Genomic DNA, 26,637 nt, shown 5'->3' with positions numbered 1-26,637 from the left:
CCGCGTGCCCGGCTTCGCAACGATGTGGCTGAGGTGAGCAGGCTTCGATCATGACCGGTATCGACTCCGTTGCGGCCGCCCTGCTGGCGAGCCGCCTCGACAGCCTGCTGGCCGGCACCGTGACGGCGCCCGCCGGCGGCGGCGCGACCGCGCAAGTCGGCACGCCGGGTGCCGGCGCGTCGTTGCAGCCCGCGACGGGGGCCACGCCGGCCGCGCCGCCGGCGTCCGCGCAGACGGCGCTGTCCGATGTCGCGCTCGTGCTCGATGCGATCTCGCGCTCGGGCGGTGTCGCGACGCCCGTGATCGCCGGGCGCACGCCGCTGCTGGCCGACCCTTCCGTGCTGCTGGGCGTCGCGGCGACCGCGCCGCCGGTCGGGCAGAGCGCCTCCGATCCGGCCGCTTCGGCCGCCGCTTCTTCCACTGCTTCCTACACCGCTTCTTCCAGCACTTCTTCAACCGCGTCGCCCGCGTCCGACGTCGCGGCCACGCGCGCTGCGGCTGCCGCACCGCCCGTCGCGGCGCTGCGCGCGGCGCTCGCGCAGGCCGTGAGCGAAAGCGGCCTCTTCTACGAATCCCATCTCGCGCAGTGGCTGGCCGGCCAGCGCCCGCTCGCCGCGCTGATGCGCGAACCGCAGGCGCGCCTCACGACCGTGCCGGTGCAGCCCGCCCCGGATGCCGCGCAGCACGATGCGCCCGATGTGCTCGACGAACTGCTCGCGCCGCGTCTGCCGTTGCCGGCGGCCGCGCCGCGATTCGCCATACAGCCGGGCGCGCCCGCGCCGGGCGGTGCAGTGCCGCACGAGCCTGTGCCGAACGCGCAGCCGGCCTCCCGGCCGGGTACCGCGTCGGGCACGGCCGCGCTGACCGACCCGCTCGGCGACCATCCCGACCCGCGCTGGACGCCGGCGCGCGCCGAACTGGCCGCCGCGTCGGCCGATCCGCAGGCGCAGGCATCGGCTCCCGTGCATCCGGCCGCCGTGCCGATCGTCCGGCAGCAGCTCGACGCACTCGCGACGGACCAGTTTCGCTGGGCGGGCGAGGCATGGCCCGGCGCGCGGCTCGACTGGACGATCGAGCCCGACGAGCCGGGCGGCCGCGCGTCGCGCGGCGGCGACGACACGGGGGACGGGATCGCCTGGCGCACCCGGCTGACGCTCACGTTGCCGTCGCTCGGCACGGTCGACGCGGAACTGGTGTTGAACGGCAAGCAGCTCGTCGCGCGGCTGCGCGCGAATTCGGCCGGCGCCGACCGGCTCACGCGAAACGAGGCGACGTTGCGGCAACGGTTCGAGGGATCGGGCCTGCAGCTCGGCGGACTGTCGATCCGCGCGGTCGGCGACGAGCCGGACGGCTTCGATCCGCTCGTCGCGCAGGCCGCCGCTGCCGCGTATGCGCGCAGTGCGGCTGGCGGCATGCCGGGCGCCGACGACGAGGTGCCGCGATGAGCATGACGTCGCGCAAGCGCGCGGCCGCGCTCGTCTACGATCCGAAAGGCGGCGATGCCGCGCCGCGCGTGGTCGCGAAGGGGTATGGCCTGCTCGCCGAGATGATCGTCGCGCGCGCCCGTGATGCGGGGCTGTACGTGCATACCGCGCCGGAGATGGTGTCGCTGCTGATGCAGGTCGACCTCGACGACCGGATTCCGCCGCAGCTTTACCAGGCCGTCGCGGATCTGCTCGCGTGGCTGTATGCGCTCGATCGCACCGAGCCCGAACCGGGTGACGCCGCGCCGCGCTTTCCGTTGCCGCCGCTGCGCCGCTGAGTAGTCGCTGAGGCGCTGAGGCGCTGCGCCTACGCCCGCGCCCGCGCCCGCGCCCGCGCCCGCACCGAAGCCGAAGCCGAAGCCGAAGCCGAAGCTCGCCCAGCCGCCCGCCTACCCGGTTTTCTTGCGAAATGCTGTCCGGGTCTTTCGCGATCATTTCGTCGGCATTTTTCGTCTAATGATCGCCATCTTCGCTCGATCAGCATGCTTTTTCGGTTATCTCTGGACTTTCTCGCCCGCTCCGTCGTGTGCCGGCGGATTGAGCGGTCGCGTCATTTGTGTAATGATATCCATTCTCATTTTCATGCTGTCCGGGCGGCGTACGTTTTCCGTGCGCCGCCCGTTGCTTTGAACGAATGGATACTCTCGCGTGAACGCGCCCGAAACGATCGCCCCGCCGCAGGCGGGCAGGCCCCCCGCGGGCGTTACCGTGCTGCATCCGGCCGCACGGCCCCTGAGCGACGCCGAACTGGCGGCGCGCCGCCAGCGCTCGCGCCGCGCGACCTTCATCAAATGGCTGCGCAAGTTGCACGGCTGGGTCGGACTGTGGGGCGCGGTGCTCGGATTGCTGTTCGGCGTGACGGGCGTGCTGCTGAACCACCGTGCGCCGCCGCTGAAGATCTCGACCGGCGAACCGCAGGTCGAGCAGATGCAGATCGCGTTGCCGGACCCGGTGCCGAAGTCGCCCGCCGCGATGACGAAGTGGCTCCAGCAGGAACTGCACTTCGACGGCCGGCCGGGCCGCGTGCGCAAGGAGCCTGCGCAGCCGGTCGCCTGGGGCGATAAGCGCGTGATGCAGCCCGAGCACTGGCAGATGGGCCTGTTCGGTCCGCACCAGAACCTGCAGGCGGAATACTGGGTCGGCAACGGCTACGTGTCGGTGAAGCGCACCGGCAACACGTTCCTGACGACGCTGAACAACCTGCATCGCGGCGTCGGCATGAATCTCGGCTGGGTGCTGCTGATGGACACGATCGCGGGTTCGCTGATCCTGTTGTCGCTGACGGGCGTGCTGTTGTGGACGGAGCTGAACAAGCGCCGCACGGTCGGCGTCGTGCTGGTGGCCGGCTCGGTCGCCGCCGCGCTCGCGGCGGGCCTTGCCTGACGTCGGCATCGACGCGCGCCGGTTTCCCGCCGACGCATGACGGCCATCCGGCGCGGCCTTGCACCGCAGCGACGGCGTCAAGAAAACGCCGGGTCGCCCCAGGTTTTCCGCCCCGAAGGAAGTCTCCTTGGGGGGCTGGCGCGAAGCGAGCGGTTTGGAGGGGGCCTCAGAGGCCGCAGGCCGCGCCGCCGTTTGCCGCGATCTCGCGGGCGGCCTTCGCGCCCTCGACCTGCAGGATCGTCGGCAGCGACACGTTGTTCTTCGCGGCCGTCACTTCGGCGAGGATCGAGATCGCGATTTCGGGCGGCGTGCGGCTGCCGATGTAGATGCCGGCCGGCCCGTGCAGCCGCGCAAGTTCCGCCTCGCTCAGGTCGAATTCGAGCAGCCGCTCGCGCCGCGCCGCATTGTTGCGTCGCGAGCCGAGCGCGCCCACGTAGAACGCGGGCGTCTTCAATGCCTCCATCAGCGCGAGATCGTCGAGCTTCGGGTCGTGCGTGAGCGCGATCACGGCCGAACGCGCGTCGAGCTTCATGTCGAGCACCGTGTCGTCGGGCATCGTGTGCACGACGCGCGTGCCCGGCACATCCCACGCATCCGTGTATTCCTCGCGCGGATCGCAAACCGTCACCTGATAGTCGAGGCCGACCGCGATCTGGCACAGATAGCGCGACAATTGCCCGGCGCCGATCACGAGCATCCGGTAGCGCGGCCCGTGGATCGTCACGAGCCGCTCGCCGTCGAACGCGAGCCCGTCGGTCGCCTGCGCGGGTGACAGCGACGCGCGCCCGGTCGCGAGCGTCATCGTGCGCGTGACGAGGCGGCCGGCTTCGACTTCCGCGCACAACGCGGCGATCCCGCTGTCGCGCGTGAGCGGCTCCAGCACGAGCTGGATCGTGCCGCCGCAGGGCAGCCCGAAGCGGTGCGCTTCCTCGGCCGTCACGCCGTACTTGACGGCTTCCGGGCGCGCGTCGGCCGCGATCCCGCTCGCATGCACGCGGGCGATCAGGTCGTCCTCGATGCATCCGCCGGACACGGAGCCGACCACGAGCCCGTCCTCGCGCACCGCGAGCATCGCGCCTTCGGGGCGCGGCGACGAGCCCCACGTCTTCACGACCGTCACGAGCAGCACGCGGCGCCCTTCGTCGAGCCAGCGCGCGCTGGATTTCAGTACATCGAGATCGACGCTTTCCATCATCCTGTTCCTGTTGCCGGACGGCCCGCCGGGCCGGGCCGTCGTTCGATGGCGGGATTATGAACCGCCCGGCGCGCGCGTGCCGGCAGCGTGCAGATCGTGGCGGCAAATCCGGACGATCGGGCAAGAAATCGCGACGATCGGGCAGCGATCGTGCGCGGGCGGGGCGAAGCGGCGCATGTCGCGCCGCCCGCGCGGGTGCGCCTATGGCGGGGACGATTCGGGCGGGGACGATTCAGGCGGGAGGGAGCGGGGGCACGGGGCCGGTGCCGGCCCGCCGTGGCGTCGTACCGCTACACGCTGCGTGCTGCGCGCGGTGTGCGCGCGCAGCGGCGGCGGTCAATGCGCGTCATGGTGACCGTGCGCGAGCTTCGAGTGGCGCCGCGAATACAGGAAGTAGATCACGAGGCCGATCACGAGCCAGATGCCGAACGCGGCCCACGTGACGGGCTGCAGGTTCAGCATCAGGAACAGGCACGCGCCGACCGCGAGGATCGGCACCACCGGCACGCCCGGGCAGCGGAACGCGCGCGGCAGTTCCGGGTGCGTGCGGCGCAGCACCAGCACCGCGATCGACACCATCGAGAACGCGGCGAGCGTGCCGATGTTGATCAGCTCGGCGAGCACGTTGAGCGGCACGAGCGCGGCGATCAGCCCGAAGAACAGGCCGACGAGCCAGGTCGTCAGGAACGGCGTCGCGTAGCGCGGATGCACGCGCGACAGCGTCGCCGGCAGCAGCCCGTCGCGCGACATCGCGAAGATGATCCGCGTCTGGCCGTAGCTCATCACGAGGATCACGGTCAGCATGCCGAGCACCGCGCCGAGGTCGATGAAGCCCGCGACCCACGTCTCGCCGGCGATCTGCAGCGCATACGAGATCGGGTGCGACACGTTCGCGTACTGCGCCGACGGCACGATGCCGGTCGCGACCGCCGCGACCGTCACGTACAGCACCGCGCACACCGCGAGCGACGCGATGATGCCGATCGGCAGGTCGCGCTTCGGGTTCTTCACTTCCTCGGCCGCCGACGACACCGCGTCGAAGCCGATGAACGCGAAGAACATCACGGCCGCAGCGCCGAACACGCCGTTCCAGCCGTGCGGCATGAACGGCTTCCAGTTCGCGGGCGTCACGTGGAACACGCCGACCGCGATCACGAGCAGCACGACCGACACCTTGATGAACACCATGATGTTGTTGATGCGGGTCGACTCGCGGATGCCGATCGACAGCAGCGTCGTGATCACCACCATCACGAGGAACGCCGGCAGGTTGAACCACGTGACGACGCCCGGAATCGCGCCGGGTGCGGCCGTCAGCACGGTCGGCAGCGAGAGCCCGAAGCCCTGCAGCAGCGACTGCAGGTAACCCGACCAGCCGACCGACACGGCCGACGCCGCGAGGCCGTATTCGAGCATCAGGTCCCAGCCGATGATCCACGCGACGAGCTCGCCGAGCGTCGCGTACGAATACGTGTAGATCGAGCCCGCGACCGGAATCGTCGACGCGAATTCGGCGTACGACAGCGCCGCGAGGCCGCATGCGATCGCGGCGATCACGAACGACAGCATCAGCGCGGGGCCGGCCTGCACGGCGCCCGTGCCGGTCAGCACGAAGATGCCGGTGCCGATGATCGCGCCGATGCCGAGGAAGGTGAGGTCGATTGCGCCGAGCGCTTTCTTGAGCCCGGCGCCGTGCGCGCCGGCGATCATGCGATCGACGTTTTTCTTGCGGAAGAGGGACATTGCGGATGTGTCTCCGGCGCGCGCGAGCGCGGCGGCGCCGAGTGAGTGAAAACCCGCAATTTTAGCCGATTTGGCGTGAAAGACCCGCTGCGGCGCAGCGGCGTGCTCCGGAATCGCCCGACAAAACAAGCGCTTGCGCGCAGCATTCGGCGGCCGGCGCCGGCGCGGCGCAGGCCGGCGCGGTGAACGGCGCGATTCCGGTGAATCCGGCGGATCAGGCGCCCGACGCGGGCGTCATCTCGACGAGCCGGTTGCTCATCACGTAGAACGTCAGTTCCGCGTTGTTCGACAGCCGCATCTTCTCGAGCAGCCGCGACCGGTACACGCTGACCGTCTTCACCGACAGCGACAGCGTGTTCGCGATGTCGGTGAGGCGCTTGCCCGACGCGAGCATGCAGAGCGTCTGGTATTCGCGGTCGGACAGCTTCTCGTGCGGCAGCGGTTCGTTCTCGAACGACACGTATTCGGCGAGCGCCTCGGCCATCGCCGGGCTCACGTACTTGCGGCCGGCCGCGACCTGCTGGATCGCGCCGATCATCTGCGCGGCATTCACCGTCTTCGACAGGTAGCCGGAGGCGCCGGCCTTCAGCGCGCGCACCGCGTACTGATCCTCGCGGTACATCGAGAACATCAGCACCGGCGCGCCCGGCAGCTTGCGCTTGATGCGCTTGAGCACCTCGATGCCGTTCGCGTCCGGCAGCGAGATGTCGAGCAGGATCACGTCGAAGGCCTGGCGGTCGACCGCGGCCATCGCATCGCTGCCGGTCTCGGCTTCGGTCACGTCGCGCGCGACACCGCGGTCGATCAGCAGGTGGCGGATCCCTTGGCGGACGATCGCATGATCGTCCACGAGCAGGATGTTCAGGCTCATGACGACCTCACGAAAGCGACGCGCGGCGCGCGGCGGCCGGCACCGCGAACAGCGAGTCCCACGCGAAGCGCGCGATGACGCGCGTGCCGCGGCCCGCTTCCGGCGCACGCGCGTCGAAGCTGCCGCCGAACGCCTCGCAGCGTGCGCGCATCCCGGCGAGGCCGTAGCCGGCGCGCCGGCTGCGGGTAAAACCGGTCCCGTCGTCGGTGACGATCAGGGACAGATGCGTGGCGTCCGTGTCGATCTGCACGTCGACGGACGCCGCGCGCGCATGCTTCGCGACGTTCGACAGCGCTTCCTGCGCGACACGGAAGATCGCGAGCGCGCCGGCGCCGCCGAGTTGCGTGAGCCGCGCGTCGGCCGCGCAGACGAAGCTCGTACGCAGGCCAGTGCGGGCCGCGTGGCTGTCGGCCCACGTCGACAGTGCGCCGACGACGCCGCCGTCGAGTGCCGGCGTGTCGCGCTCGTCGATCAGCCGGCGGTTGGCGTCGGTCGCGGCGTCGAGCGACCGCTGCGCCAGCTCGAGCGCGCGCAGGCAGCCCTCCGGCGCATCGGCCGGCAGCCACGTTTGAACGTTTGCGAGCGCGAAACGCGCGGCGGTAAGTTCGGCGCCGAGCCCGTCATGCAGTTCGCCGGCCAGATGGCGGCGGGCCGCTTCGTCGGCGGCCGTCAGCTGAAGAGACAGCGCCGCGATCCGGGCGGCGGACGTGTCGCGGTTGGGCAGGGCTTCGGCCACGGGGGCTGCCGCGCCGTCGCCAGGCACGCGCGGCTGCGACGGGAACGGGGCGTGGGCGCCCGGGGGCGCGTTGAGCGACGTATCCATGACTCTCCCTGCTGTCAGAAAGCGGTTCGGGCACCGGCCGGCTGCGTGGATCGGCTGCCGTTTCGATGACGGTCGCCGTCAGAGAATCGTCCCTTGCCGAGGTAACAGAAGTTACAATTTGTAACGTTTGAGTCCGACCCTTCAATGACCGTCCCGACGCCAACCATGCGGGCCGAATAATATCTCAAAAATTTTGAAAAGGTCATGTCAGACGGAGGTTTAAGGGTAAATGTGAATAATCGGAATGAAGCTGGCTGTAGGAAAAACACCGACACGAAAGCACCGGCGCTGCGCGTATCCAAATGTAACGATTTGACATGGAATAGTCCCAGTTTGTTACGAATTCGCCAAGTAGGGACGAAAAAAAACCGGAGCTTTTGCTCCGGTTCTTGATACGGCACAAATTCGGGGCTCGATCAGTCCACGAATGCGCGCTCGATCACGTAGTGACCCGGCGCGCTGTTCTTGCCCTCGACGAGGCCGGCCTGCTTCAGCAGGTCGGTCGTGTCCTTCAGCATCGCGGTGCTGCCGCACAGCATCACGCGGTCGTTTTCCGGCGAGAACGCCGGCACGCCGAGGTCCGTGAACAGCTTGCCCGTCGCGATCAGGTCGGTGATCCGGCCCTCATTGTCGAACGCTTCGCGCGTGACCGTCGGGTAGTAGACGAGCTTTTCCTTGATGATGTCGCCGAGGTACTCGTGGCCCGGCAGGTCGTGCTTGATGTAGTCCATGTACGCCAGCTCGCCCTTCAGGCGGCAGGTGTGCGTCAGGATGACCTTGTCGAAGCGTTCGTAGATGTCCGGGTCGCGGATGATCGACATGAACGGCGCGAGGCCCGTGCCGGTCGACAGCATCCACAGCGTCTTGCCGGGCAGCAGGTTGTCGGCGACGAGCGTGCCGGTCGGCTTCTTGCCGATCAGCACCGAGTCGCCCACCTTCAGGTGCTGCAGGCGCGACGTCAGCGGGCCGTTCTGGACCTTGATGCTGAAGAATTCGAGGTGCTCTTCGTAGTTCGGGCTGACGATCGAGTAGGCACGCGCGAGCGGCTTGCCGTCGACCTCGAGGCCGACCATCGTGAATTCGCCGTTGTTGAAGCGCAGGCTCGGCTCACGGGTGCAGGTGAAGCTGAAAAGCGTGTCGGTCCAGTGATGGACGGATTGGACGGTGGCGGTGTCGTATTTGCTCATGGCTTTGAAAACGGACGCGCGTAGCGGACGCGTGTAACGGGCCCAAAAACGGGCAAAAAAACCGAGTGCGTCGGCCCGATCGCGGATCGGCCGGCCGGCGCGTCGGACACGCGCCTTCTCGATGACAGACGTTTGAGGAACTCTTTATTTTACCCTGCTTGGGGCAGATGCGGGCTTGACCCGCGTGGCTGCGCGGATTTGGCGCAACGGAATCTTGCAAACAGCTTTCAGTAATCGGCAGCGAGCTTCGCGCCGCGAACACGCGGGTCCGGAACGCGCACGCTTTCGAGCCGGTCAGGCAGGTGAACCGGCCGCCGCGATACGCGCGCAGGTCGTCGCGGGCATGCGGTGCTGCCGCGTCACTGCGAATCGAGGCGCAGCCGCGCGATATACGGCAGGTGGTCCGACAGCCACGCGGTTTCGCCGGACGGCGCCTGCCATTCGAGCGGCGTCAGCCCGCGCACGAACATCTTGTCGAGTGCGAGCGCCGGGGAGAACGCGGGGAACGTGCGGCCCGACTCGCCGAGCAGCGTCGCGACTTCGGACAGCCCGATCTCGGCGAACAGCGCGACCGAATCGTTGCGCCAGTCGTTGAAGTCGCCGGCGAGCACGAGCGGGTCGTCGCCCGCGTTGCGCACGATCCAGTGCGCGATCCAGTGCATCTGGCGCAGCCGCGCCGCACGCGTGAGCGCGAGGTGCGCGCACAGGAGCGTGACGGGCCGCGCGCCGGCGAGCGTCGCGCGCGCGACCAGCAGCCCGCGCCGCTCGAAGCGGTGCGCGGAGATGTCCCAGCGGCCGCCGAGGTCGAGCGGGTGCGGCGACAGGATCGCGTTGCCGTGCCGCCACGACGGCTTGAACACGTTCGGTCCGAGCGCGATCTGCCAGTCGAGCGCCTGCGCGATCTCGGTGGCCTGGCAGTGCCATACGTCGTCGACCGCGTCGTCCATCGGCGCGCCGAAGCCGGGGGCGAGCATCGGGCGCGGCATGCGGCGCGCCATCGCTTCCTGCAGGAAATACACGTCGGCGTGCGTCGACTGCATCCAGTTGCGCATCGCGTTCCATGCGGTGAAGCCGAGCGGCGAGCGGCCCTTGTGCAGGTTCCAGCTGACCGCGGTGATTTCGTCGGGCGCGGCGTGCGGTTCGGCGAACGGCAGGGACAGGGCGTCGGCGGACATGGCGCTCAGTCCTTCGCGACGTGCGCGCGCACGCGGTAGACGAGATGCGGGCGCTGCTCGACGAGCGTCCAGTCGGTCCATGCGTCGTCGCCGACCGACAGCCCCGGATGGCTCGCGACGATCTGCCGCGGCGACGCGGGCACGCACGGATCGTTGCGCGTCGCGTTTTCGTCGTCGAGGGTTTCCTGCACGTCGAGCGCGAGCGACACGGTGCGGGCGGCGTCGTCGACGGTGAGCGGCGCGACCGTCACCGAGCGCGAGCGCTCGGTCGGCACGACGCGCGCGGCGTTGCCGCACCCGACGGGCACGGCGGACGGATAGCGATGGGTGTCGGTGCGGGTCTGACCGACGGTGGTGCGTTGCTGGAACGTGTCGATCGTCTGACCGTCGCGCACCACCTGGATCTCCCATGCGACGGCTGCCGGTGCGGCGCTCTGCGCATGGGCCGCGAGCGCGGCGCTCGCGAGCAGGACGGCCAGGCCGTGTTTCAGCATGAAACTTCTCCGGAAACGCGGGGGTAGCGGGGAACGGACGCACATCTTACGCCCGATCGATCCGGACGGTCGCGTGACACGATGCGTCGCCGCGGGTTCGCAGCACGATCTGGTCCTGATCGAAAGGTAGGTGCGCGTCACGCGTTTTCAAGCGAAAAAGCGCGCGAACTCGGCGACGCTCGCGCGCTCGGTCACGAGGCGGTTCTCGATCGCGTGCGGGTCCGCATGGCCGAGCGACATCCCGCACACGAGTTGCTCGTTGGCCGGGATGCCGAGATGCTCGGCGACGATCCGGTGGAACGGCACGAACGCGGCTTGCGGGCAGGTGTCGAGGCCGCGTGCGCGCGCGGCCGTCATCACGCCCTGCAGGAACATCCCGCAGTCGAGCCATGCGCCGTGCGTCATCACGCGGTCGAGCGTGAAGAACAGCGCGACCGGCGCATCGAAGAAGCGGAAGTTGCGCGCATGCTGCGCGTGCATGCGGGCCTTTTCGTCGCGGCCGATGTTCAACAGACCATACAGGTCCCAGCCGACCTTGCGGCGCCGGTCGATGTACGGGGGCACCCATTCGCGCGGATAGTAGTCGTACTCGGCGACGTATTTCTCGTCGCGCGCCGGATCGTCGTATGCCGCGGTGAGGGCCGCGGCGAGCGCGTCGCGGGTCGCGCCGGTCGCGACGTACACGTGCCACGGCTGGATGTTGGTGCCCGACGGCGCGCGGCTCGCGGCTTCGAGGATTGCCTCGAGCGTGTCGCGCGGCACGGGCGTCGGCAGGAACGCGCGAATCGCGCGGCGCGACTTGAGCGCGGCGTCGACAGCGTCGACGGCGTGGATCGCGTCGGGATCGACGCGCGAGACAGCAGCGGGGACGGACATCGGCAACCCTTCGAGACGAAGCGCGCGGCGCCGCGCGGGCGCCGTGGCGAGGCCGGCGCGACGGCCGGTGAATCATCGATCATACGCCGCGCGGCGCGACGCCGCAGCGCGCGCACGGTGTTAGCAGCAGACCGCGGTGGCTGCTTGCTTGCACGCCGATGCGGGATCGCTACACTGAAATCGTAAGGGTCTGATGATCGAGTGACGGCAGCAGTGGCGAGGTTGGTATGACGACGGCGATGGTGAAACAGGAACTGGCGGTGGCGTCCTTCAGCACGGTGTACGACCTCGAGCAGGTCGAGACCGCGTTGAACGAGCTGAACGAGAGCGCGAGCGACGCACTGCGCGCTACCTACGAGCGGATGCTCAAGACCGGCAATCTGCGCTTTTGCGTGAAGCCGAACCGGATGCCGTCGTTCGACGAACTCGGCGACGCGCTGCCCAATTTCACCGAGCCCCTCGACGACGTGCGCAAGCAGGTCGCGCTGTGCCTCGAGACCGACGACCGGCTCGAACTGATGCCGATCCTGCTGCTCGGGCCGCCCGGCATCGGCAAGACGCATTTCGCGAAGGCGCTCGCGCAGCTGCTCGGCACCGCGTACCACTACGTGCCGATGAGTTCGCTGACGGCCGGCTGGATCCTGTCGGGCGCGTCGTCGCAATGGAAGAACGCGAAGCCCGGCAAGGTGTTCGAAGCGCTCGTCAACGGCAGCTACGCGAACCCGGTGATCGCGGTCGACGAGATCGACAAGGCGGGCAGCGACGCGCAATACGATCCGCTCGGCGCGCTGTACGCGTTGCTCGAGCACGACACCGCGCGCGCGTTCGTCGACGAATTCGCCGAGGTGCCGATCGATGCGGGCAACGTGATCTGGGTCGCGACCGCGAACGATGCGCAGGCGATTCCGGAGCCGCTGCTGAACCGGATGAACGTGTACGAGATCGCGCCGCCGGACGCGGCCGGCGCGCGCCGGATCGCGCAGACGATCTACGACGAGATCCGCACGTCGCACGCGTGGGGGCGGCGCTTCCCCGACACGCTCGACGACGACGCGCTCGACGTGCTGGCCGCGACGCCGCCGCGCACGATGCGCCGTGCGCTGCTGCATGCGTTCGGCGCCGCGCGGCTCGACGGCCGGGACGTGATCGCACCGTCCGACATCCGCGCCGACGAGGGCGCGGCGAAGCGCCGGCCGATCGGGTTCTGAGCCGGCGGCGCGCGCCTCGCCGCGGCCTGCGCGCGTCGCGCCGTGCGGCGCGGCGCACGCGACATGCCGATGCAAGCGCGTTCGGCAGGCGGGCGAACCGGGACGTACAATTCTCTTCTCTCCCCTCGACGCGTGAGCGACGCGAAACGCCATGGAGCAGATGGATTGTGTGGTGATCGGCGCGGGTGTCGTCGGTCTTGCGATTGCGCGGGAGCTGGCCGCGCGCGGACGCGAAACGATCGTGCTCGAGGCGGCCGACGCCATCGGCACGGGCACGAGCTCGCGCAACAGCGAGGTGATTCACGCGGGGCTCTACTACGCGCGCGGCTCGCTGAAGGCGATGTCGTGCGTGCGCGGGCGCGACCTGCTGTACGAGTTCTGCGAGACGCGTCACGTGCCGCACCGGCGCGTGGGCAAGCTGCTCGTCGCGACGAGCACCGCGCAGGTGAAGCAGTTGAAGGCGATCGCCGCGCGCGCGGCGGAAAACGGCGTGCTCGACCTGATGCCGCTCACGCGCACCGAGGCGCAGACGCTCGAGCCCGCGCTCGATTGCGTGGAGGCGCTGTTTTCGCCGAGCACCGGCATCGTCGACAGTCACCAGCTGATGCTCGCGCTGCTCGGCGACGCGGAGCGCGACGGCGCGGTGTGCGCGCTGAAATCCCCGGTCGAGTCGATCGACGTGTTGCGCGGCGGCCGCTTCGTCGTGCGCACCGGCGGCGACGCGCCGACCGAAATCGAGGCCGCGTGCGTGATCAACAGCGCGGGCCTCGGCGCGCAGGCGCTCGCACGCCGCACGCGCGGCCTCGATCCGCGCTGGGTGCCGCCGCTCTATCTCGCGCGCGGCAACTACTTCAGCCTGTCCGGGCGCGCGCCGTTCTCGCATCTCGTCTATCCGATGCCCGACCGCGCGGGGCTCGGCGTGCATCTGACGCTCGATCTCGCCGGGCAGGCGCGCTTCGGCCCGGACGTCGAGTGGGTCGATGCGCTGCGCTACGAAGTCGATCCGGCGCGCGCGCCGGCGTTCTACACGTCGATCCGCACGTACTGGCCCGACCTGCCGGACGACGCGCTGCAGCCGGCCTACGCGGGGATCCGGCCGAAGCTCGCGGGGCCCGGCGAGCCGCCGGCCGACTTCATCGTGCAGGGCACGGCGCAGCACGGCGTGCGCGGCCTCGTGAACCTGTTCGGCATCGAGTCGCCGGGGCTGACCGCGTCGCTCGCGCTCGCGCAGCGCGTCGCCGACATGACGTCGCATGGCTGACGCTCACGGCCCGCATCCGTGCGGGCCGGCCGTGCGAAACCCCGGGCGAGACCCCGTGTGAAATCCCTTATCTCCGGCATTTCGGCGCGCACATTGATGCGCTTGAGCGTTATTCTGTCGTACGGCCGTCGACAGAACGGCTTTCAAACCGATAACGTTGGAGCGAGTCCCCCATGAAAACATCCCGTCGGAGTTTCCTGATCACGAGCATCGGCGCCGTGTCCGCGCTGGCGCTGTCGCGCGAAGCGCTGGCCGATGCGCCGATGCTGTCGGAAACGGATCCGACCGCCGTGGCGCTCGGCTACAAGGCCGATGCGACGAAGGTCGACAAGACGAAGTATCCGAAATACGCAGCGGGCCAGGATTGCGCGGCCTGCATGCTGTACCAGGGCAAGAAGGGCTCGGCGTCGGGCCCGTGCGGTGCATTCCCGGGCAAGCAGGTATCGGCGAAGGGCTGGTGCAGCGCATTCTCGAAGATGGGTTGATGCCCGCGGCGGCATCGTGCGATGCCGCAATGTGGCGAAAACCGCAAAACGCCCGCCATCGGACGATGGCGGGCGTTTTTTATGCTTGAAAACGGTTCCGTCGCTTTCTACACTCGCTGCAAACCAACGCGCCGCGGGCTCTCCGCGCGCCGCGCCCGATACGGCGGATTCACGAGAACGAGGCTCGCATGGCGACGATTGCGAATTCAACGAAAACGATCCGGCCCGAGCGCGCGCTGAACCGCCGCGCGGTAGTCGCCGCCGTGATCGGCAACGCGCTCGAGTGGTACGACTTCACGGTATTCGGCTTCATGACCGTCGTGATCGCCGAACTGTTCTTCCCGACGACCAGCGAATACTCGTCGCTGCTCCTGACCACCGCGACCTTCGGCGTCGCGTTCTTCATGCGCCCGATCGGCGGCATCGTGTTCGGGCTGTACGCCGACCGCGCGGGCCGCAAGGCCGCGCTGTCGCTCGTGATCCTGCTGATGACGGCCGGCATCTTCCTGCTCGCGATCGCGCCGCCCTATGCGGCGATCGGCATCGGCGGCCCGCTCCTGATCGTGCTCGGCCGCCTGTTGCAGGGCTTCTCGGCGGGCGGCGAATTCGGCAGCGCAACGGCGCTGCTGATCGAAGCCGCGCCGTTCTCGAAACGCGGCTTCTACGGCAGCTGGCAGATGGCGAGCCAGGCGGGCGCGCTGCTGATCGGCGCGCTCGTCGGCGCGGCCGTCACGCGCGGGCTGTCGCACGACGCGCTGCGCAGCTGGGGCTGGCGCGTGCCGTTCATCCTCGGGCTCGTGATCGGCCCGATCGGTTTCTACATCCGCCGTCATCTCGCCGATTCCGAAGCGTTCCTGCATGCGCAGCAAAGCGCACGCCGCGCAACGCTCGGCGAAGTGTTCACGCGCCATCCGCGCGAGGTGCTGTGCGGGCTCGGCTCGGTGATCGCGCTGACGGTGACGGTCTACGTGCTGATCAGCTATCTGCCGACCTTCGCGGTGAAGCAGCTGAAGCTGCCGTATGCGCAATCGTTCTATGCGGTGATCATCGGCAACCTGCTGCTGATGGTGCTGTCGCCGGTCGCGGGCGCATGGTCGGACCGCATTGGCCGCAAGGGGCTGTCGCTATGGTCGCTCGGGCTGACGCTCGTGCTGATGTATCCGCTGTTCGCGTGGCTCGACGCGGCGCCGAGCATCGCGCGGCTGATCGTGGTGCAGGCCTTGCTGTCGGTGACGCTCGCCGGCTATTACGGGCCGTTCGGCGCGATGATCGCCGAGCTGTTCCCGGCCAACGTGCGCTCGACCGGGCTGTCGATCGCGTACAACGTCGCGGTGATGCTGTTCGGCGGTTTCGGGCAGTTCATCGTCACGTGGCTGATTAAGGTGACGGGCACGCCGCTCGCACCGACCTATTACGTGATGGCGGGAATCGCACTGTCGATCGTCGCGGTCGCGTTCGTGCCCGCGCGCAGCGCGGATCTCGACGCGCCGGCCTGACGGTTGCATTGCATCGCATGCATCGTTTCGGAAGCCGCAACGATGTGCGGCCTGGCTGCGAACACGGCGCGACAACCCTCTGCGTTCGCGCCCGAATTGTTTAGTTGTCGAACGAAACATGCGCGGGATGAACGAAATGGCCGCTCGCGCGCGCAGAGGCACTTTTCGCGTGCGTAAGACATCGGCAAAAACCCGCGTGGATGCGCGTCTAGAAGAGTTTTTTCTCCAGCTTGTTGCAAAATCGCTAGCTCAAGTAATATCCGCGTACCCGGCCCCCAGGGGGACCGGTTCCGATCTGGAGACCTGGAGGAAACATGGAATACAACCGTCTGTTGCACACCCTGCGTGTTACCGCCATCGCAGGCGTGGCAGCGGCATCGCTCGGCGTCGCGGGTTCTGCATTCGCACAGATCCCGAACAAAACGCTCGTCTACTGCTCAGAAGGCAGCCCGGCGGGTTTTGATTCCGCGCAATTCACGACCGGCGTCGATTTCACCGCCGCCACGTTCACCGTCTACAACCGCCTCGTCGAATTCGAGCGCGGCGGCACCAAGGTCGAGCCCGGCCTCGCCGAGAAGTGGGACGTCTCGTCCGACGGCAAGGTGTACACGTTCCACCTGCGTCATGGCGTGAAGTTCCACACGACCGACTTCTTCAAGCCGACGCGTGAATTCAACGCGGACGACGTCGTGTTCTCGTTCGAGCGCATGCTCGATCCGAACAATGCGTTCCGCAAGGCCTACCCGGTGTCGTTCCCGTACTTCACCGACATGGGCCTCGACAAGCTGATCACGAAGATCGAGAAGGTCGATCCGTACACCGTGAAGTTCACGCTGTCCGAGCCGAACGCGCCGTTCATCCAGAACATGGCGATGGAATTCGCGTCGATCCTGTCGGCCGAATACGGCGACCAGCTGATGAAGGCCGGCAAGGCCGCCGACATCAACCAGAAGCCGGTCGGCACGGGCCCGTTCATCTTCCGCAGCTATACGAAGGACGCGACGATCCGTTTCGATGGCAATCCTGATTACTGGAAGAAGGGCGCGGTGAAGCTGTCGAAGCTGATCTTCTCGATCACGCCCGACCCGGGCGTGCGCGTGCAGAAGATCAAGCGCAACGAGTGCCAGGTGATGAGCTATCCGCGTCCGGCCGACATCGCGGCGCTGAAGGCCGACTCGGGCATCGACATGCCGTCGCAGCCGGGCTTCAACCTCGGCTACCTCGCGTACAACGTCGAGCACAAGCCGGTCGACAAGCTCGAAGTGCGTCAGGCGCTCGACATGGCGATCAACAAGAAGGCGATTCTCGAATCCGTCTATCAGGGTGCCGGCCAGGCCGCCAGCGCGCCGATGCCGCCGACCCAATGGTCGTACGACAAGAACCTGAAGATGGCCCCGAACGACACCGAGAAGGCGAAGGCGCTGCTCGCGAAGGCCGGCTATCCGAACGGTTTCGACATCACGCTGTGGGCGATGCCGGTGCAGCGCGCATACAACCCGAACGCCCGCCTGATGGCCGAGATGATCCAGGCCGACTGGGCGAAGATCGGCGTGAAGGCGAAGATCGTCACGTACGAGTGGGGCGAGTACATCAAGCGCGCGCACACGGGCGAGCAGGACACGATGCTGATCGGCTGGACGGGCGACAACGGCGACCCCGACAACTGGCTCGGCACGCTGCTCGGCTGCGAGGCGATCAAGGGCAACAACTTCTCGCACTGGTGCTACAAGCCGTTCGACGAGCTGATCCAGAAGGGTCGCACGACGACGGGCCAGGACGCGCGCACGAAGATCTACACGCAGGCCCAGCAGATCTTCGCGCAGCAGCTGCCGTTCTCGCCGATCGCGAACTCGACGGTCTACCAGCCGGTACGCAAGAACGTGGTCGACATGCGCATCGAGCCGCTCGGCTATGCGCGTTTCGACGGTGTCAGCGTGAAGTAACCGGCCTGGCGTAAGCTGTCGTCTTGAGAAGACCGGCTTGAAATCATCCGGCGACGAGGGGCCAAAAGCCCCTCGTCGCCGGTCGTACATTTCCCACAAGAAAATACGAGACGCATCATGTTCACATTCGTGTTGCGCCGCGTGGGCATGGTGATCCCGACCTTCATCGGCATCACCATCCTGGCGTTTGCGCTGATTCACCTGATACCGGGCGACCCCATCGAAGTGATGATGGGCGAGCGTGGCGTCGATCCCGCGATGCATGCGGAGGCCATGAAACGCCTCGGGCTCGACCAGCCGCTGCCGCTGCAGTACATCCACTACATCGGCCGGGCGCTGCATGGCGACCTCGGCACGTCGATCATCACCAACACCAGCGTCGCGGGCGAATTCTTCGCGCGCTTCCCGGCGACCGTCGAACTGTCGCTGTGCGCGCTCGTGTTCGCGCTCGCGGTCGGGCTGCCGGCCGGCGTGATCGCCGCGCTGCGGCGCGGCTCGGTCGTCGATCACGGCGTGATGGGCACCGCGCTCACCGGCTACTCGATGCCGATCTTCTGGTGGGGGCTGATCCTCATCATGGTGTTTTCGTCGTACCTCGGCTGGACGCCCGTGTCGGGCCGCATCGCGGTCGAATACGATTTCCCGCATCCGACCGGTTTCATGCTGATCGACGCGCTGCTCGCACCCGACGAAGGCGCGTTCAAATCGGCGGTCAGCCACCTGATCCTGCCGGCGATCGTGCTCGGCACGATCCCGCTCGCGGTGATCGCGCGGATGACGCGCTCGTCGATGCTCGAAGTGCTGCGCGAGGACTACATCCGCACGGCGCGCGCGAAGGGGCTGTCGCCCGTGCGCGTGGTCGTCGTGCATGCGCTGCGCAATGCGCTGATCCCGGTCGTCACCGTGATCGGCCTGCAGATCGGCACGCTGCTGGCCGGCGCCGTGCTGACCGAGACGCTCTTTTCGTGGCCCGGTGTCGGCAAGTGGCTGATCGATGCGATCGGCCGCCGCGACTATCCGGTCGTCCAGGGCGGCATCCTGCTGATCGCGACGCTCGTGATCGTCGTGAACCTGGTCGTCGACCTGCTGTACGGCGTGCTGAATCCGCGCATCCGCCACACGAGGTAATCCCATGAGCAATCTGCAAAACACCCTGCCGAGCGAATCCGCGCCGGCCGGCGGCCGTGCGCTCGCGCTGCGCGAGTTCTGGGCCAATTTCTCGCGCAACCGCGGCGCCGTCGGCGCCGGCATCGTCGTGCTGGTGCTGATCCTCGTCGCGCTGTTCGCGCCGTTGATCGCGCCGCACAGCCCGGTCGAGCAATACCGCGACTACGTGAAGATCCCGCCCGCATGGCTCGCGGGCGGCAACTGGCAGTTCATCCTCGGCACCGACGAAGCGGGCCGCGACATCCTTTCGCGCCTGATGTTCGGCGCGCGCATGTCGTTCTGGATCGGCTTCGTGTCGGTCGTGCTCGCGCTGATCCCCGGCATCGTGCTCGGGCTGATCGCCGCGTTCTTCCAGAAGTGGGCCGACACGCCCGTGATGCGCATCATGGACGTGCTGCTCGCGCTGCCGTCGCTGCTGCTCGCGGTCGCGGTCGTCGCGATCATCGGCCCGGGCCTCACCAACACGATGTTCGCGATCGCGATCGTCGCGCTGCCGGCCTACGTGCGTCTCACGCGCGCATCCGCGCTCGGCGAGCTGCAGAAGGAGTACGTGACGGCGTCGCGCGTGGCCGGTGCCGGCACGCTGCGCCTGATGTTCTCGCAGGTGCTGCCGAACTGCACGGCGCCGCTGATCGTGCAGGCGACGCTCGGCTTCTCGTCGGCCATCCTCGACGCGGCCGCGCTCGGCTTCCTCGGCCTCGGCGTGCAGCCGCCGACCGCCGAGTGGGGCGCGATGCTCGCGTCCGCGCGCGACTACATCGACAACGCATGGTGGATCGTGACGATGCCCGGCCTGTCGATCCTGATTTCGGTGCTCGCGATCAACCTGCTCGGCGACGGGCTGCGCGACGCGCTCGATCCCAAACTGAAGCGGATGGCGTGACCATGAGCCAAGATCTACTGACTATCCGCAATCTCGCGGTGAACTTCAACGGCCTGCCCGCGGTCGACCGGATCAACCTGTCGATCGCGCCGGGCGAGGTGGTGGGCGTCGTCGGCGAATCGGGCTCGGGCAAGAGCGTGACGATGATGGCGCTGATGGGCCTGATCGATGCGCCGGGCAAGGTGACGGCCGACGAGGTCACGTTCAACGGCGTGGACCTGCTGAAGGCGTCGCCGAAGGCGCGCCGCAAGATCGTCGGCAAGGACATCGCGATGGTGTTCCAGGATGCGCTGACGAGCCTGAACCCGAGCTACACGGTCGGCTACCAGATCAAGGAGGTGCTGAAGCTGCACGAAGGCCTGCGCGGCGACGCGCTGCACCGGCGCGCGCTCGAGCTGCTCGACCAGGTCGGCATTCCGGATGCGAAGAACCGCATCACGGCGTTCCCGCACCAGATGTCGGGCGGCATGAACCAGCGCGTGATGATCGCGATGGCGGTCGCGTGCAACCCGAAGCTGCTGATCGCCGACGAGCCGACCACCGCGCTCGACGTGACGATCCAGGCGCAGATCATGGACCTGCTCGTGAAGCTGCAGAAGGAGCGCGGGATGGCGCTCGTGCTGATCTCGCACGACCTGGCCGTCGTGTCGGAGGTCGCGCAGCGCGTCGCGGTGATGTATGCGGGCGAGGTCATCGAGACCAATCGCGTGCCGGACATCTTCCGTGCGCCGCATCATCCGTATACCGAAGCGCTGCTCGCGGCGATTCCCGAGCACAATCAGGGGGCGCGTCGCCTTGCCGCATTGCCGGGCATGGTGCCGGGCCGCGATGATCGCCCGTCCGGGTGCCTGTTCGCGCCGCGCTGCAAGTACGTCGTCGACGATTGCCGCAAGGCGCGTCCGGCGCTCGATACGCTGGTGCCGGCCAACGATGCGATGCGCGCGCGCTGCATCAAGCCGCTCAATGTTTCCAACCTCGACCTGACGGGAGGCGCACGATGAATGCAGTCCACGAAACGCGTGCCACGCCGCACGACGAGGAAGCGGTGCTGGTCGCCGACCGGCTCGCGAAGCACTACACGGTCAAGCGCGGGATGTTCGGGCAGGGCACGGTGAAGGCGCTGAACGGCGTGTCGTTCACGCTCAAGCGCGGCAAGACGCTCGCCGTCGTCGGCGAGTCGGGCTGCGGGAAATCGACGCTCGCGCGCCAGCTCACGATGATCGAGACGCCCACCTCGGGCCACCTGACGATCGACGGCAAGGACGTGGCCGGCGCGAGCCGCGAGACGGTCGCCGACCTGCGCCGTCGCGTGCAGATGGTGTTCCAGAACCCGTTCGCGTCGCTGAACCCGCGCAAGACCGTCGAGCAGACGCTCTCCGAGCCGCTCGAGATCAACGCGAACCTGACGGCCGCCGAACGCGCGCAGCGCGTCGCGCAGATCATGCGCACGGTCGGCCTGCGGCCCGAGCACGCGAAGCGTTATCCGCACATGTTCTCGGGCGGCCAGCGCCAGCGGGTCGCGATCGCGCGCGCGATGATCCTCGATCCGCGGATCGTCGTCGCCGACGAACCGGTGTCCGCGCTCGACGTGTCGATCCAGGCGCAGATCCTGAACCTGTTCATGGACCTGCAGGAGCAGTTCAAGACGAGCTACGTGTTCATCTCGCACAACCTGTCGGTGGTCGAGCACGTCGCCGACGACGTGATGGTGATGTACTTCGGCAGCGTCGCCGAGCTCGGCGACAAGGCGACGATCTACGCGCATCCGCGCCATCCGTACACGCGCGCGCTGATGTCGGCGACGCCGGCGATCTTCGAGGAAGACCGCCGCGTGCAGATCAAGCTGCAGGGCGAGCTGCCGTCGCCGCTCAATCCGCCGTCGGGCTGCGCGTTTCACCAGCGCTGCCCGTACGCGGTCGAGCGCTGCCGCGTCGAGGAACCGCAGCTGCGCGACGTCGACGGACGCCGCGTGGCCTGCCATCGCGCCGAGGAGGTAGGGGAGGTGAATGCCTGATGGTTTGGCGGCGCGCGCGCCTGGCGTGCGCCGTTCGGGGGGCGGCCGCGCGCGCGTGATGCGCGCGTGCCGCAATGCACGGCGCTGGAGCGTGCGCACGGTCACGGGCGCGGCGCTGGCCGGCGCGTGCGTGGCGGCCAGCGTGCTGGTCCCGGTCGACGCCGCGCGTGCCGAAGGGCGCGCGCCGGCGAGTTCGCCGATCCATCCGTCGCAGGTTCCGCCGCCCGGCATGAACCTGCCGGGCTTCCACGTGCCGTCCGTGTCGAACGGCACGGTCGCGCGCGGCACGGTGCGCGTGCAGCCGGCGCGCATGCCGTTCTATGTCGCGACGCGGGGCAGGGTCACGCTGTACGTGCTCGGCACGCTGCACACGGGCGACCCGTCCGACTATCCGCCCGCGCAGCCGTTCAGGCCGCGCATCCTCGCGGCGCTCGCCGCGTCGCCGACGCTCGCGCTCGAACTGTCGCCGGACGATCTCCTCGAATCGCAGGACGACGTGTCGAAGTACGGCGTGTGCCGCTACCCGTGCCTGCAGCGCCTGCTGCCCGAGCCGCAGTGGCAGCGCCTCGCGGCGCGCTTGCGCGGCAACCCGGCCGCGCTCGCGGAGATCCGCCGGATGCGGCCGTGGCTCGCGGCGCTGGTCGTCGAAACCTACGACTCGCTGGCGGCCGGCCTGCAGACCGAGTACGGCACCGAGGCGCAGCTGCAGAACGTGTTCCTGAAGAAGAAGGGCGGCCGCGTGATCGGGCTCGAGACGCTCGCCGAGCAGATGCGCGCGTTCACCGGGCTGACGCTCGCCGAGCAGCGCGAGATGCTCGCGCAGGACATGGTGCAGACCCCGGCGCAGAACGCCGACGACATCAAGGCGCTGCACCGGCTGTGGCGAATTGGCGACGCCGACGCGATCTCGGCGTGGGCGGTCGCGAAGAGCGAGCGGCTGGCCCGTTCGAAGGCGCTGTCGGCGTCGATCGACAACAAGATCCTGTACGAGCGCAACCGGCGCTTCGTTGCACGGATGACGGCAATCGCCGCGCCGAACCGGGCGGTATTCGTGGCCATCGGCGCGCTGCATCTGGGCGGCCCGCGCGGCGTGCTCGAATTGTTGCGCCAGCAAGGGTATCAGGTCGACGCGAACTGATTGCGCCGCGCACCGCGCGCCGATCCTCCCCTGTTTGATCGACGAGATGCACGCGCTGCGAGGCGCCCGCGCGGCCACGCGGCTCGATAAGGAAAACCCTCGAATCTTCAGGAAATAGCGTTTAAAACGATTGACATCCGGTTCTGCCAATCTCTATTCTTCATCCCACAAGTTGAAAAAATGAAAAGAATAGATAAGTTCTACGGGGTAGCAGAAAACAAAGCGCGGGGTTAGCGTAGCCGGCACGTATGTAACGTGCCGGCCGCGGAGTGTCTGCATGCACGGCGGGGCCAAACATCGTCGGCACAACAAATGCATGCGACAGACTTGCGGCATAAGCAACGTTCCGTCGTCCGACCGGGGGAAGCAGCAAGCGGGCGGCGGCGGACGTTTTTTGATCCGGAGCATGTTTCCGGTCACCGTCGACAGACGGTTTCGGGGGGCGAATCGACAGACGGCGAAGTCCGCGGCGATTGCGCCAACAGAAAAGCGCCACGAGGGCGCTTTTTTCTTTTGTGGCGGCGGTTTTTGGCCTGCGGCGGCTGAGCGCTTCAACGACGCGTCACGCCATCATGCGTCTTCCCCGGCCTGCAGCGCGCCGGGCGCGACGACGTCGACACCCGCCGCTTCGAGCGCCGCGCGGATCCGTTTCGCGAACGCGAGCGCATGCGGGCCGTCGCCGTGCAGGCAGACCGTCTGCGCGTTGAGCGGCACCCACTCGCCGCTCACTGCCCGCACCTGCCGCTCGCGCACCATGTCGAGCGTGCGCGCGAGCACCGCTTCTTCATCGTCGATCAGCGCGCCGGGCTGGCTGCGCGGCACGAGCGAGCCGTCCGCGCGGTAGCCGCGATCGGCGAATACTTCCTCCACCGCGGCGAGCCCCGCGTGGCGCGCGGCCGCGACGAACACGCTGTTCGCGAGCCCGAACACGGCCAGCGACGGATCGAAGTCGTGGATCGCGGACACCACCGCGTCGGCGATCAGCGGGTCGCGCGCGGCCTGGTTGTACAGCGCGCCGTGCGGCTTCACGTGCGCGATGCGGCCGCCCTCGGCCTGCGCGATCGCCGACAGCGCGCCGAGCTGGTACAGCACGCCCGCGTAGATGTCGCCGGCCGGCAGCTGCATTTCCTTGCGGCCGAAATTCTCCGGGTCGTGAAAGCTCGGGTGCGCGCCGATCGACACGCCTTTCTGCACGGCCCAGCGCACGCAGTCGCGCATCGCATTGGCGCCGCCTGCATGCCAGCCGCACGCGATGTTCGCCGACGTGACGAGGTCGAGCAGCGCCTCGTCCGATCCGCATCCTTCACCGAGATCGGCATTCAGATCGATTTCCATGATGTTCCTCGTCCACGGGTGTGTGGCGCGTCCTTCGTCCTGCTTCCGTCATTGTCACGCTGCGCGCGATTGCGCGCGGCGGCGCGTTTCCTCGCGCATCTCGATCGCGACGTCGATCTGGCGCAGATAGGCACGTTCTGCGACCAGGGCGGCGCGCGCGGCGTCGGGTGTCGTGCGCACGAAGCGGATCGGCAGGTTGAGCCGCGCCTGTGCGAGTTTCCAGAGATCCGCGCGGATCACCGTGCCGATCTTCGGATAGCCGCCGGTGGTCTGCGCATCGTGCATCAGTACGATCGGCTGGCCGTTCGGCGGCACCTGGATCGTGCCGGGCAGCACCGCGTGCGACAGCAGCTCGACCGGCCGCTCGCGCACCAGTTCGGCGCCGGCGAGACGATAGCCCATCCGGTTGCTGTTCGCGGTGACGAGCCATTCCTCGTCCCAGAACGCCTGCTGCGAATCGGCCGCGAACGACGCGTAGTCGGGGCCCGGCAGCACGCGCACGGGCATCGCCCACGGCGCATGCGCGGGCCGGTGGCGGCGCGGCGGTTCGTCGACGCGCACGAACGCGCACCACGCGGGCGCCTTCACGCCGAATTCGGGCGCGTCGGCCGCGAGGCAGCCGGCGCCGGCCGGCGGCACGCCGACCGGCAGCCGGTCGCCGTCGCGCAGCGCGCGGCCGCCGAGGCCGCCGAAGCGCGACGCGAGATCGGTGCTGCGCGAGCCGAGCATCGGCAGCACGTCGATGCCGCCCGCGATGCACAGGTAGCCGCGCATGCCGCGTTTCGCGGCCGGCAGCACGAGCGTCTGGCCGGCGTCGACCGGCAGGCTCCACCAGGAATACACGGGCCGGCCGTCGAGCGTCGCGCCGAATTCGGTGCCGGTGATCGCGATGCGCGTCGCGCGCGTGAAGCGGAACGCGGCCGGCCCGATCGTGATTTCGACGGCCGCCGCGTCGGGGCGGTTGCCGACCAGCCGGTTGCCGACTTCGAGCGCGAGGCCGTCGAGCGCGCCGCCCTGCGCGACGCCGAGATGGCGCGTGCCGCGGCGGCCGAGATCCTGCACGGTCGACAGCGGGCCGGCGCGGACGACCTCGATCGTGCCCGGTGCGGTGTTCTGGCTCATGTCGCGTCGACTCCGGCAATGGTGAAGCGCACGCGGTCGCCGGGCAGCAGCAGCGTCGGCTGCGGCCGCGCCGGGTCGAACAGCACGTGCGACGTGCGGCCGATCAGCTGCCAGCCGCCGGGCGACGTGGCCGGATAGATGCCCGTCTGCGCACCGCCGATGCCGACCGAGCCGGCCGGCACCTCGAGGCGCGGGGCCGCGCGGCGCGGCGTGTGCAGCGACGCATCGAGGCCGCCGAGATACGCGAAGCCCGGCTGGAAGCCGACGAAGAACACGACGTAGGCGCCGGCCGCGTGGCGCGCGACGACTTCGTCGGCCGACAGCCCGGTGTGCGCGGCGACGGCGGCGAGGTCGGGACCGGCGGCACCGCCGTATTCGACCGGGATGTCGATTTCCCGGCCGTCCGCGTGCTCGACGTCGGCGGTTTCCCACGCGTCGCGCAGCGCCGGCGTGAGCGAGTCGGCCGTCGTGGCGAGCGCGTCGAACACGATCGTCAGGTTGTTCATGCCCGGCACGACGTCGATCACGTCGGGCCACGCGCGCGCGACCTCGGCGACGGCCCAGACGCGGCGCTGGCAATCGAGCGTGGCGGGCGGCGGTACCTCGCAGACGAGGGCGGCATCGCCGAGCGGATAAATGCGGGGTTGCGTCATCGGACTGGCACGGTTCGGACGGCAATGTTAGCGCACATTGTCAATAAAATATCGACAACTTCCCAATAAGCGTTTTCGCCTAGCCCGTATGTCCGGGCTTCTGGCGTACACTCGGCACACCCTGTCATCCGGCTTGCTCCGCCTTTCCATGAAGCGTCCTGCGACCAAGATCGTGTCATCCGAACACCTCGTTTCCGATTCGAGCGCGGAGCTGTCGGAACTCGAATACGGGCTCATCATGGCCGGCAACGCATTCAACCGCTGGATGGTGCGCTGCATGTCGGCCGCGGGCGCGAAGGACATGACGGCGGTCGAGGTGTCGCTGCTGCATCACGTGAGCCACCGCGAACGCAAGAAGAAGCTCGCCGACATCTGCTTCGTGCTCAATATCGAGGATACGCACGTCGCGACCTATGCGCTGAAAAAACTGATCGCGCGCGGCTATGTGAAGAGCGAGAAGAGCGGCAAGGAGGTGTTCTTCTTCGCGACCGACGCGGGCCGCGAGCTGTGCCTGAAGTATCGGGAGGTGCGCGAGCATTGCCTGATCGAGACGCTGAAGGACAGCGGCCTCACCAACGAGCAGATCGGCGACGCGGCGCAGTTGCTGCGCCACGCATCGGGCCTCTACGACACGGCCGCGCGCGCGGCGGCGTCGCTGTAAACGATTGCGGACGGGAGGGTGAGCGCGGTGACGCGCGGCA

At 68.4% G+C, this 26,637-nt stretch carries 25 protein-coding genes; 14 read left to right on the top strand and 11 right to left on the bottom strand.

The features are described from left to right. The first annotated feature begins 50 nt into the window (after positions 1-50). From U4Z31_RS17335 to U4Z31_RS17325, 3 genes are all read left to right on the top strand, one after another. Positions 51-1,445: a flagellar hook-length control protein FliK gene (locus U4Z31_RS17335; RefSeq protein ID WP_321810936.1), complete on the top strand. Its 1,395-nt coding sequence runs from the start codon at positions 51-53 to the stop codon at positions 1,443-1,445. Then, on the top strand, positions 1,442-1,762 hold the full coding sequence (locus U4Z31_RS17330; RefSeq protein WP_044848841.1) for an EscU/YscU/HrcU family type III secretion system export apparatus switch protein: 321 nt from the start codon (positions 1,442-1,444) through the stop codon (positions 1,760-1,762). Before U4Z31_RS17335 ends, U4Z31_RS17330 begins: the two co-directional genes overlap by 4 nt. 370 nt (positions 1,763-2,132) lie before the next feature. Beyond that, complete coding sequence (locus U4Z31_RS17325; RefSeq protein ID WP_321810935.1) at positions 2,133-2,867, top strand: PepSY-associated TM helix domain-containing protein; 735 nt, start codon at positions 2,133-2,135, stop codon at positions 2,865-2,867. Between the two features lie 166 nt (positions 2,868-3,033). Here the strand turns inward: U4Z31_RS17325 and U4Z31_RS17320 are convergent, their stop codons facing one another. The 8 genes from U4Z31_RS17320 to U4Z31_RS17280 form a co-directional block, all read right to left on the bottom strand. After that, the gene (locus tag U4Z31_RS17320; protein WP_044848843.1) at positions 3,034-4,059 is read right to left on the bottom strand and encodes an XdhC family protein; all 1,026 of its coding nucleotides are present in this window, start codon (positions 4,057-4,059) and stop codon (positions 3,034-3,036) included. 339 nt (positions 4,060-4,398) lie between these two features. Beyond that, positions 4,399-5,805: an amino acid permease gene (locus U4Z31_RS17315; protein WP_321810934.1), complete on the bottom strand. Its 1,407-nt coding sequence runs from the start codon at positions 5,803-5,805 to the stop codon at positions 4,399-4,401. Between the two features lie 214 nt (positions 5,806-6,019). Beyond that, complete coding sequence (gene rqpR / locus U4Z31_RS17310; protein ID WP_044848845.1) at positions 6,020-6,676, bottom strand: response regulator transcription factor RqpR; 657 nt, start codon at positions 6,674-6,676, stop codon at positions 6,020-6,022. Positions 6,677-6,683: 7 nt separating this feature from the next. After that, positions 6,684-7,499, bottom strand: a complete 816-nt coding sequence (gene rqpS / locus U4Z31_RS17305) for a quorum system sensor histidine kinase RqpS (RefSeq protein ID WP_044848846.1) — start codon at positions 7,497-7,499, stop codon at positions 6,684-6,686. 416 nt (positions 7,500-7,915) lie between these two features. Continuing rightward, positions 7,916-8,686, bottom strand: coding sequence for a ferredoxin--NADP reductase (locus tag U4Z31_RS17300; RefSeq protein WP_059535031.1), 771 nt, complete (start codon positions 8,684-8,686; stop codon positions 7,916-7,918). Positions 8,687-9,045: 359 nt separating this feature from the next. Continuing rightward, the gene (locus U4Z31_RS17290; protein WP_124486665.1) at positions 9,046-9,861 is read right to left on the bottom strand and encodes an endonuclease/exonuclease/phosphatase family protein; all 816 of its coding nucleotides are present in this window, start codon (positions 9,859-9,861) and stop codon (positions 9,046-9,048) included. A 5-nt stretch (positions 9,862-9,866) separates the two neighbouring features. Continuing rightward, the gene (locus tag U4Z31_RS17285; protein ID WP_321810933.1) at positions 9,867-10,355 is read right to left on the bottom strand and encodes a hypothetical protein; all 489 of its coding nucleotides are present in this window, start codon (positions 10,353-10,355) and stop codon (positions 9,867-9,869) included. Between the two features lie 147 nt (positions 10,356-10,502). Next, positions 10,503-11,231, bottom strand: a complete 729-nt coding sequence (locus tag U4Z31_RS17280) for a nitroreductase (RefSeq protein WP_321810932.1) — start codon at positions 11,229-11,231, stop codon at positions 10,503-10,505. A 227-nt stretch (positions 11,232-11,458) separates the two neighbouring features. Between U4Z31_RS17280 and U4Z31_RS17275 the strand changes: the two genes are divergently transcribed. From U4Z31_RS17275 to U4Z31_RS17230, 10 genes are all read left to right on the top strand, one after another. After that, positions 11,459-12,439, top strand: a complete 981-nt coding sequence (locus tag U4Z31_RS17275) for an AAA family ATPase (RefSeq protein ID WP_044848851.1) — start codon at positions 11,459-11,461, stop codon at positions 12,437-12,439. 151 nt (positions 12,440-12,590) lie between these two features. Beyond that, positions 12,591-13,700 carry an NAD(P)/FAD-dependent oxidoreductase gene (locus tag U4Z31_RS17270; RefSeq protein WP_321810931.1) on the top strand — a complete coding sequence of 370 codons (1,110 nt, stop codon included), beginning with the start codon at positions 12,591-12,593 and terminating at the stop codon, positions 13,698-13,700. Positions 13,701-13,873: 173 nt separating this feature from the next. After that, positions 13,874-14,185 carry a high-potential iron-sulfur protein gene (locus U4Z31_RS17265; RefSeq protein WP_021163765.1) on the top strand — a complete coding sequence of 104 codons (312 nt, stop codon included), beginning with the start codon at positions 13,874-13,876 and terminating at the stop codon, positions 14,183-14,185. 188 nt (positions 14,186-14,373) lie between these two features. After that, positions 14,374-15,681: an MFS transporter gene (locus U4Z31_RS17260; RefSeq protein WP_321810930.1), complete on the top strand. Its 1,308-nt coding sequence runs from the start codon at positions 14,374-14,376 to the stop codon at positions 15,679-15,681. 314 nt (positions 15,682-15,995) lie between these two features. Next, positions 15,996-17,624 carry an ABC transporter substrate-binding protein gene (locus tag U4Z31_RS17255; RefSeq protein ID WP_321810929.1) on the top strand — a complete coding sequence of 543 codons (1,629 nt, stop codon included), beginning with the start codon at positions 15,996-15,998 and terminating at the stop codon, positions 17,622-17,624. A gap of 117 nt (positions 17,625-17,741) precedes the next feature. Further along, positions 17,742-18,752, top strand: coding sequence for an ABC transporter permease subunit (locus tag U4Z31_RS17250; RefSeq protein ID WP_044848855.1), 1,011 nt, complete (start codon positions 17,742-17,744; stop codon positions 18,750-18,752). A 4-nt stretch (positions 18,753-18,756) separates the two neighbouring features. After that, positions 18,757-19,674, top strand: a complete 918-nt coding sequence (locus U4Z31_RS17245) for an ABC transporter permease subunit (RefSeq protein ID WP_044848856.1) — start codon at positions 18,757-18,759, stop codon at positions 19,672-19,674. Positions 19,675-19,676: 2 nt separating this feature from the next. Next, complete coding sequence (locus tag U4Z31_RS17240) at positions 19,677-20,675, top strand: ABC transporter ATP-binding protein (protein ID WP_044848857.1); 999 nt, start codon at positions 19,677-19,679, stop codon at positions 20,673-20,675. Further along, complete coding sequence (locus U4Z31_RS17235; protein ID WP_044848858.1) at positions 20,672-21,688, top strand: peptide ABC transporter ATP-binding protein; 1,017 nt, start codon at positions 20,672-20,674, stop codon at positions 21,686-21,688. Before U4Z31_RS17240 ends, U4Z31_RS17235 begins: the two co-directional genes overlap by 4 nt. Next, a complete protein-coding gene (locus U4Z31_RS17230) occupies positions 21,681-22,826 on the top strand; it encodes a TraB/GumN family protein (RefSeq protein ID WP_321810928.1) in 1,146 nt (381 codons plus the stop codon). The genes U4Z31_RS17235 and U4Z31_RS17230 overlap by 8 nt, the downstream gene beginning before the upstream one ends. A gap of 570 nt (positions 22,827-23,396) precedes the next feature. Here U4Z31_RS17230 and pxpA read toward each other — a convergent pair. The 3 genes from pxpA to pxpB are packed head-to-tail and all read right to left on the bottom strand — an operon-like array spanning position 23,397 to position 25,936. Then, the gene (gene pxpA, locus U4Z31_RS17225) at positions 23,397-24,161 is read right to left on the bottom strand and encodes a 5-oxoprolinase subunit PxpA (RefSeq protein WP_321810927.1); all 765 of its coding nucleotides are present in this window, start codon (positions 24,159-24,161) and stop codon (positions 23,397-23,399) included. 54 nt (positions 24,162-24,215) lie between these two features. After that, a complete protein-coding gene (locus tag U4Z31_RS17220) occupies positions 24,216-25,283 on the bottom strand; it encodes a biotin-dependent carboxyltransferase family protein (protein WP_124520540.1) in 1,068 nt (355 codons plus the stop codon). Beyond that, entirely contained in the window at positions 25,280-25,936 is a 657-nt protein-coding gene (gene pxpB / locus U4Z31_RS17215; RefSeq protein WP_044847862.1) for a 5-oxoprolinase subunit PxpB, read from the bottom strand. The genes U4Z31_RS17220 and pxpB overlap by 4 nt, the downstream gene beginning before the upstream one ends. A gap of 148 nt (positions 25,937-26,084) precedes the next feature. Here pxpB and U4Z31_RS17210 point away from each other — a divergent pair, with 148 nt between their 5' ends. Continuing rightward, positions 26,085-26,597, top strand: coding sequence for a winged helix DNA-binding protein (locus U4Z31_RS17210; RefSeq protein ID WP_044847863.1), 513 nt, complete (start codon positions 26,085-26,087; stop codon positions 26,595-26,597). Positions 26,598-26,637 lie beyond the last annotated feature (40 nt).

The organism is Burkholderia sp. BCC1985 (genome assembly GCF_905339915.1).
Classification (GTDB): domain Bacteria; phylum Pseudomonadota; class Gammaproteobacteria; order Burkholderiales; family Burkholderiaceae; genus Burkholderia.
This window is presented reverse-complemented; position numbering and strand designations above follow the sequence as displayed.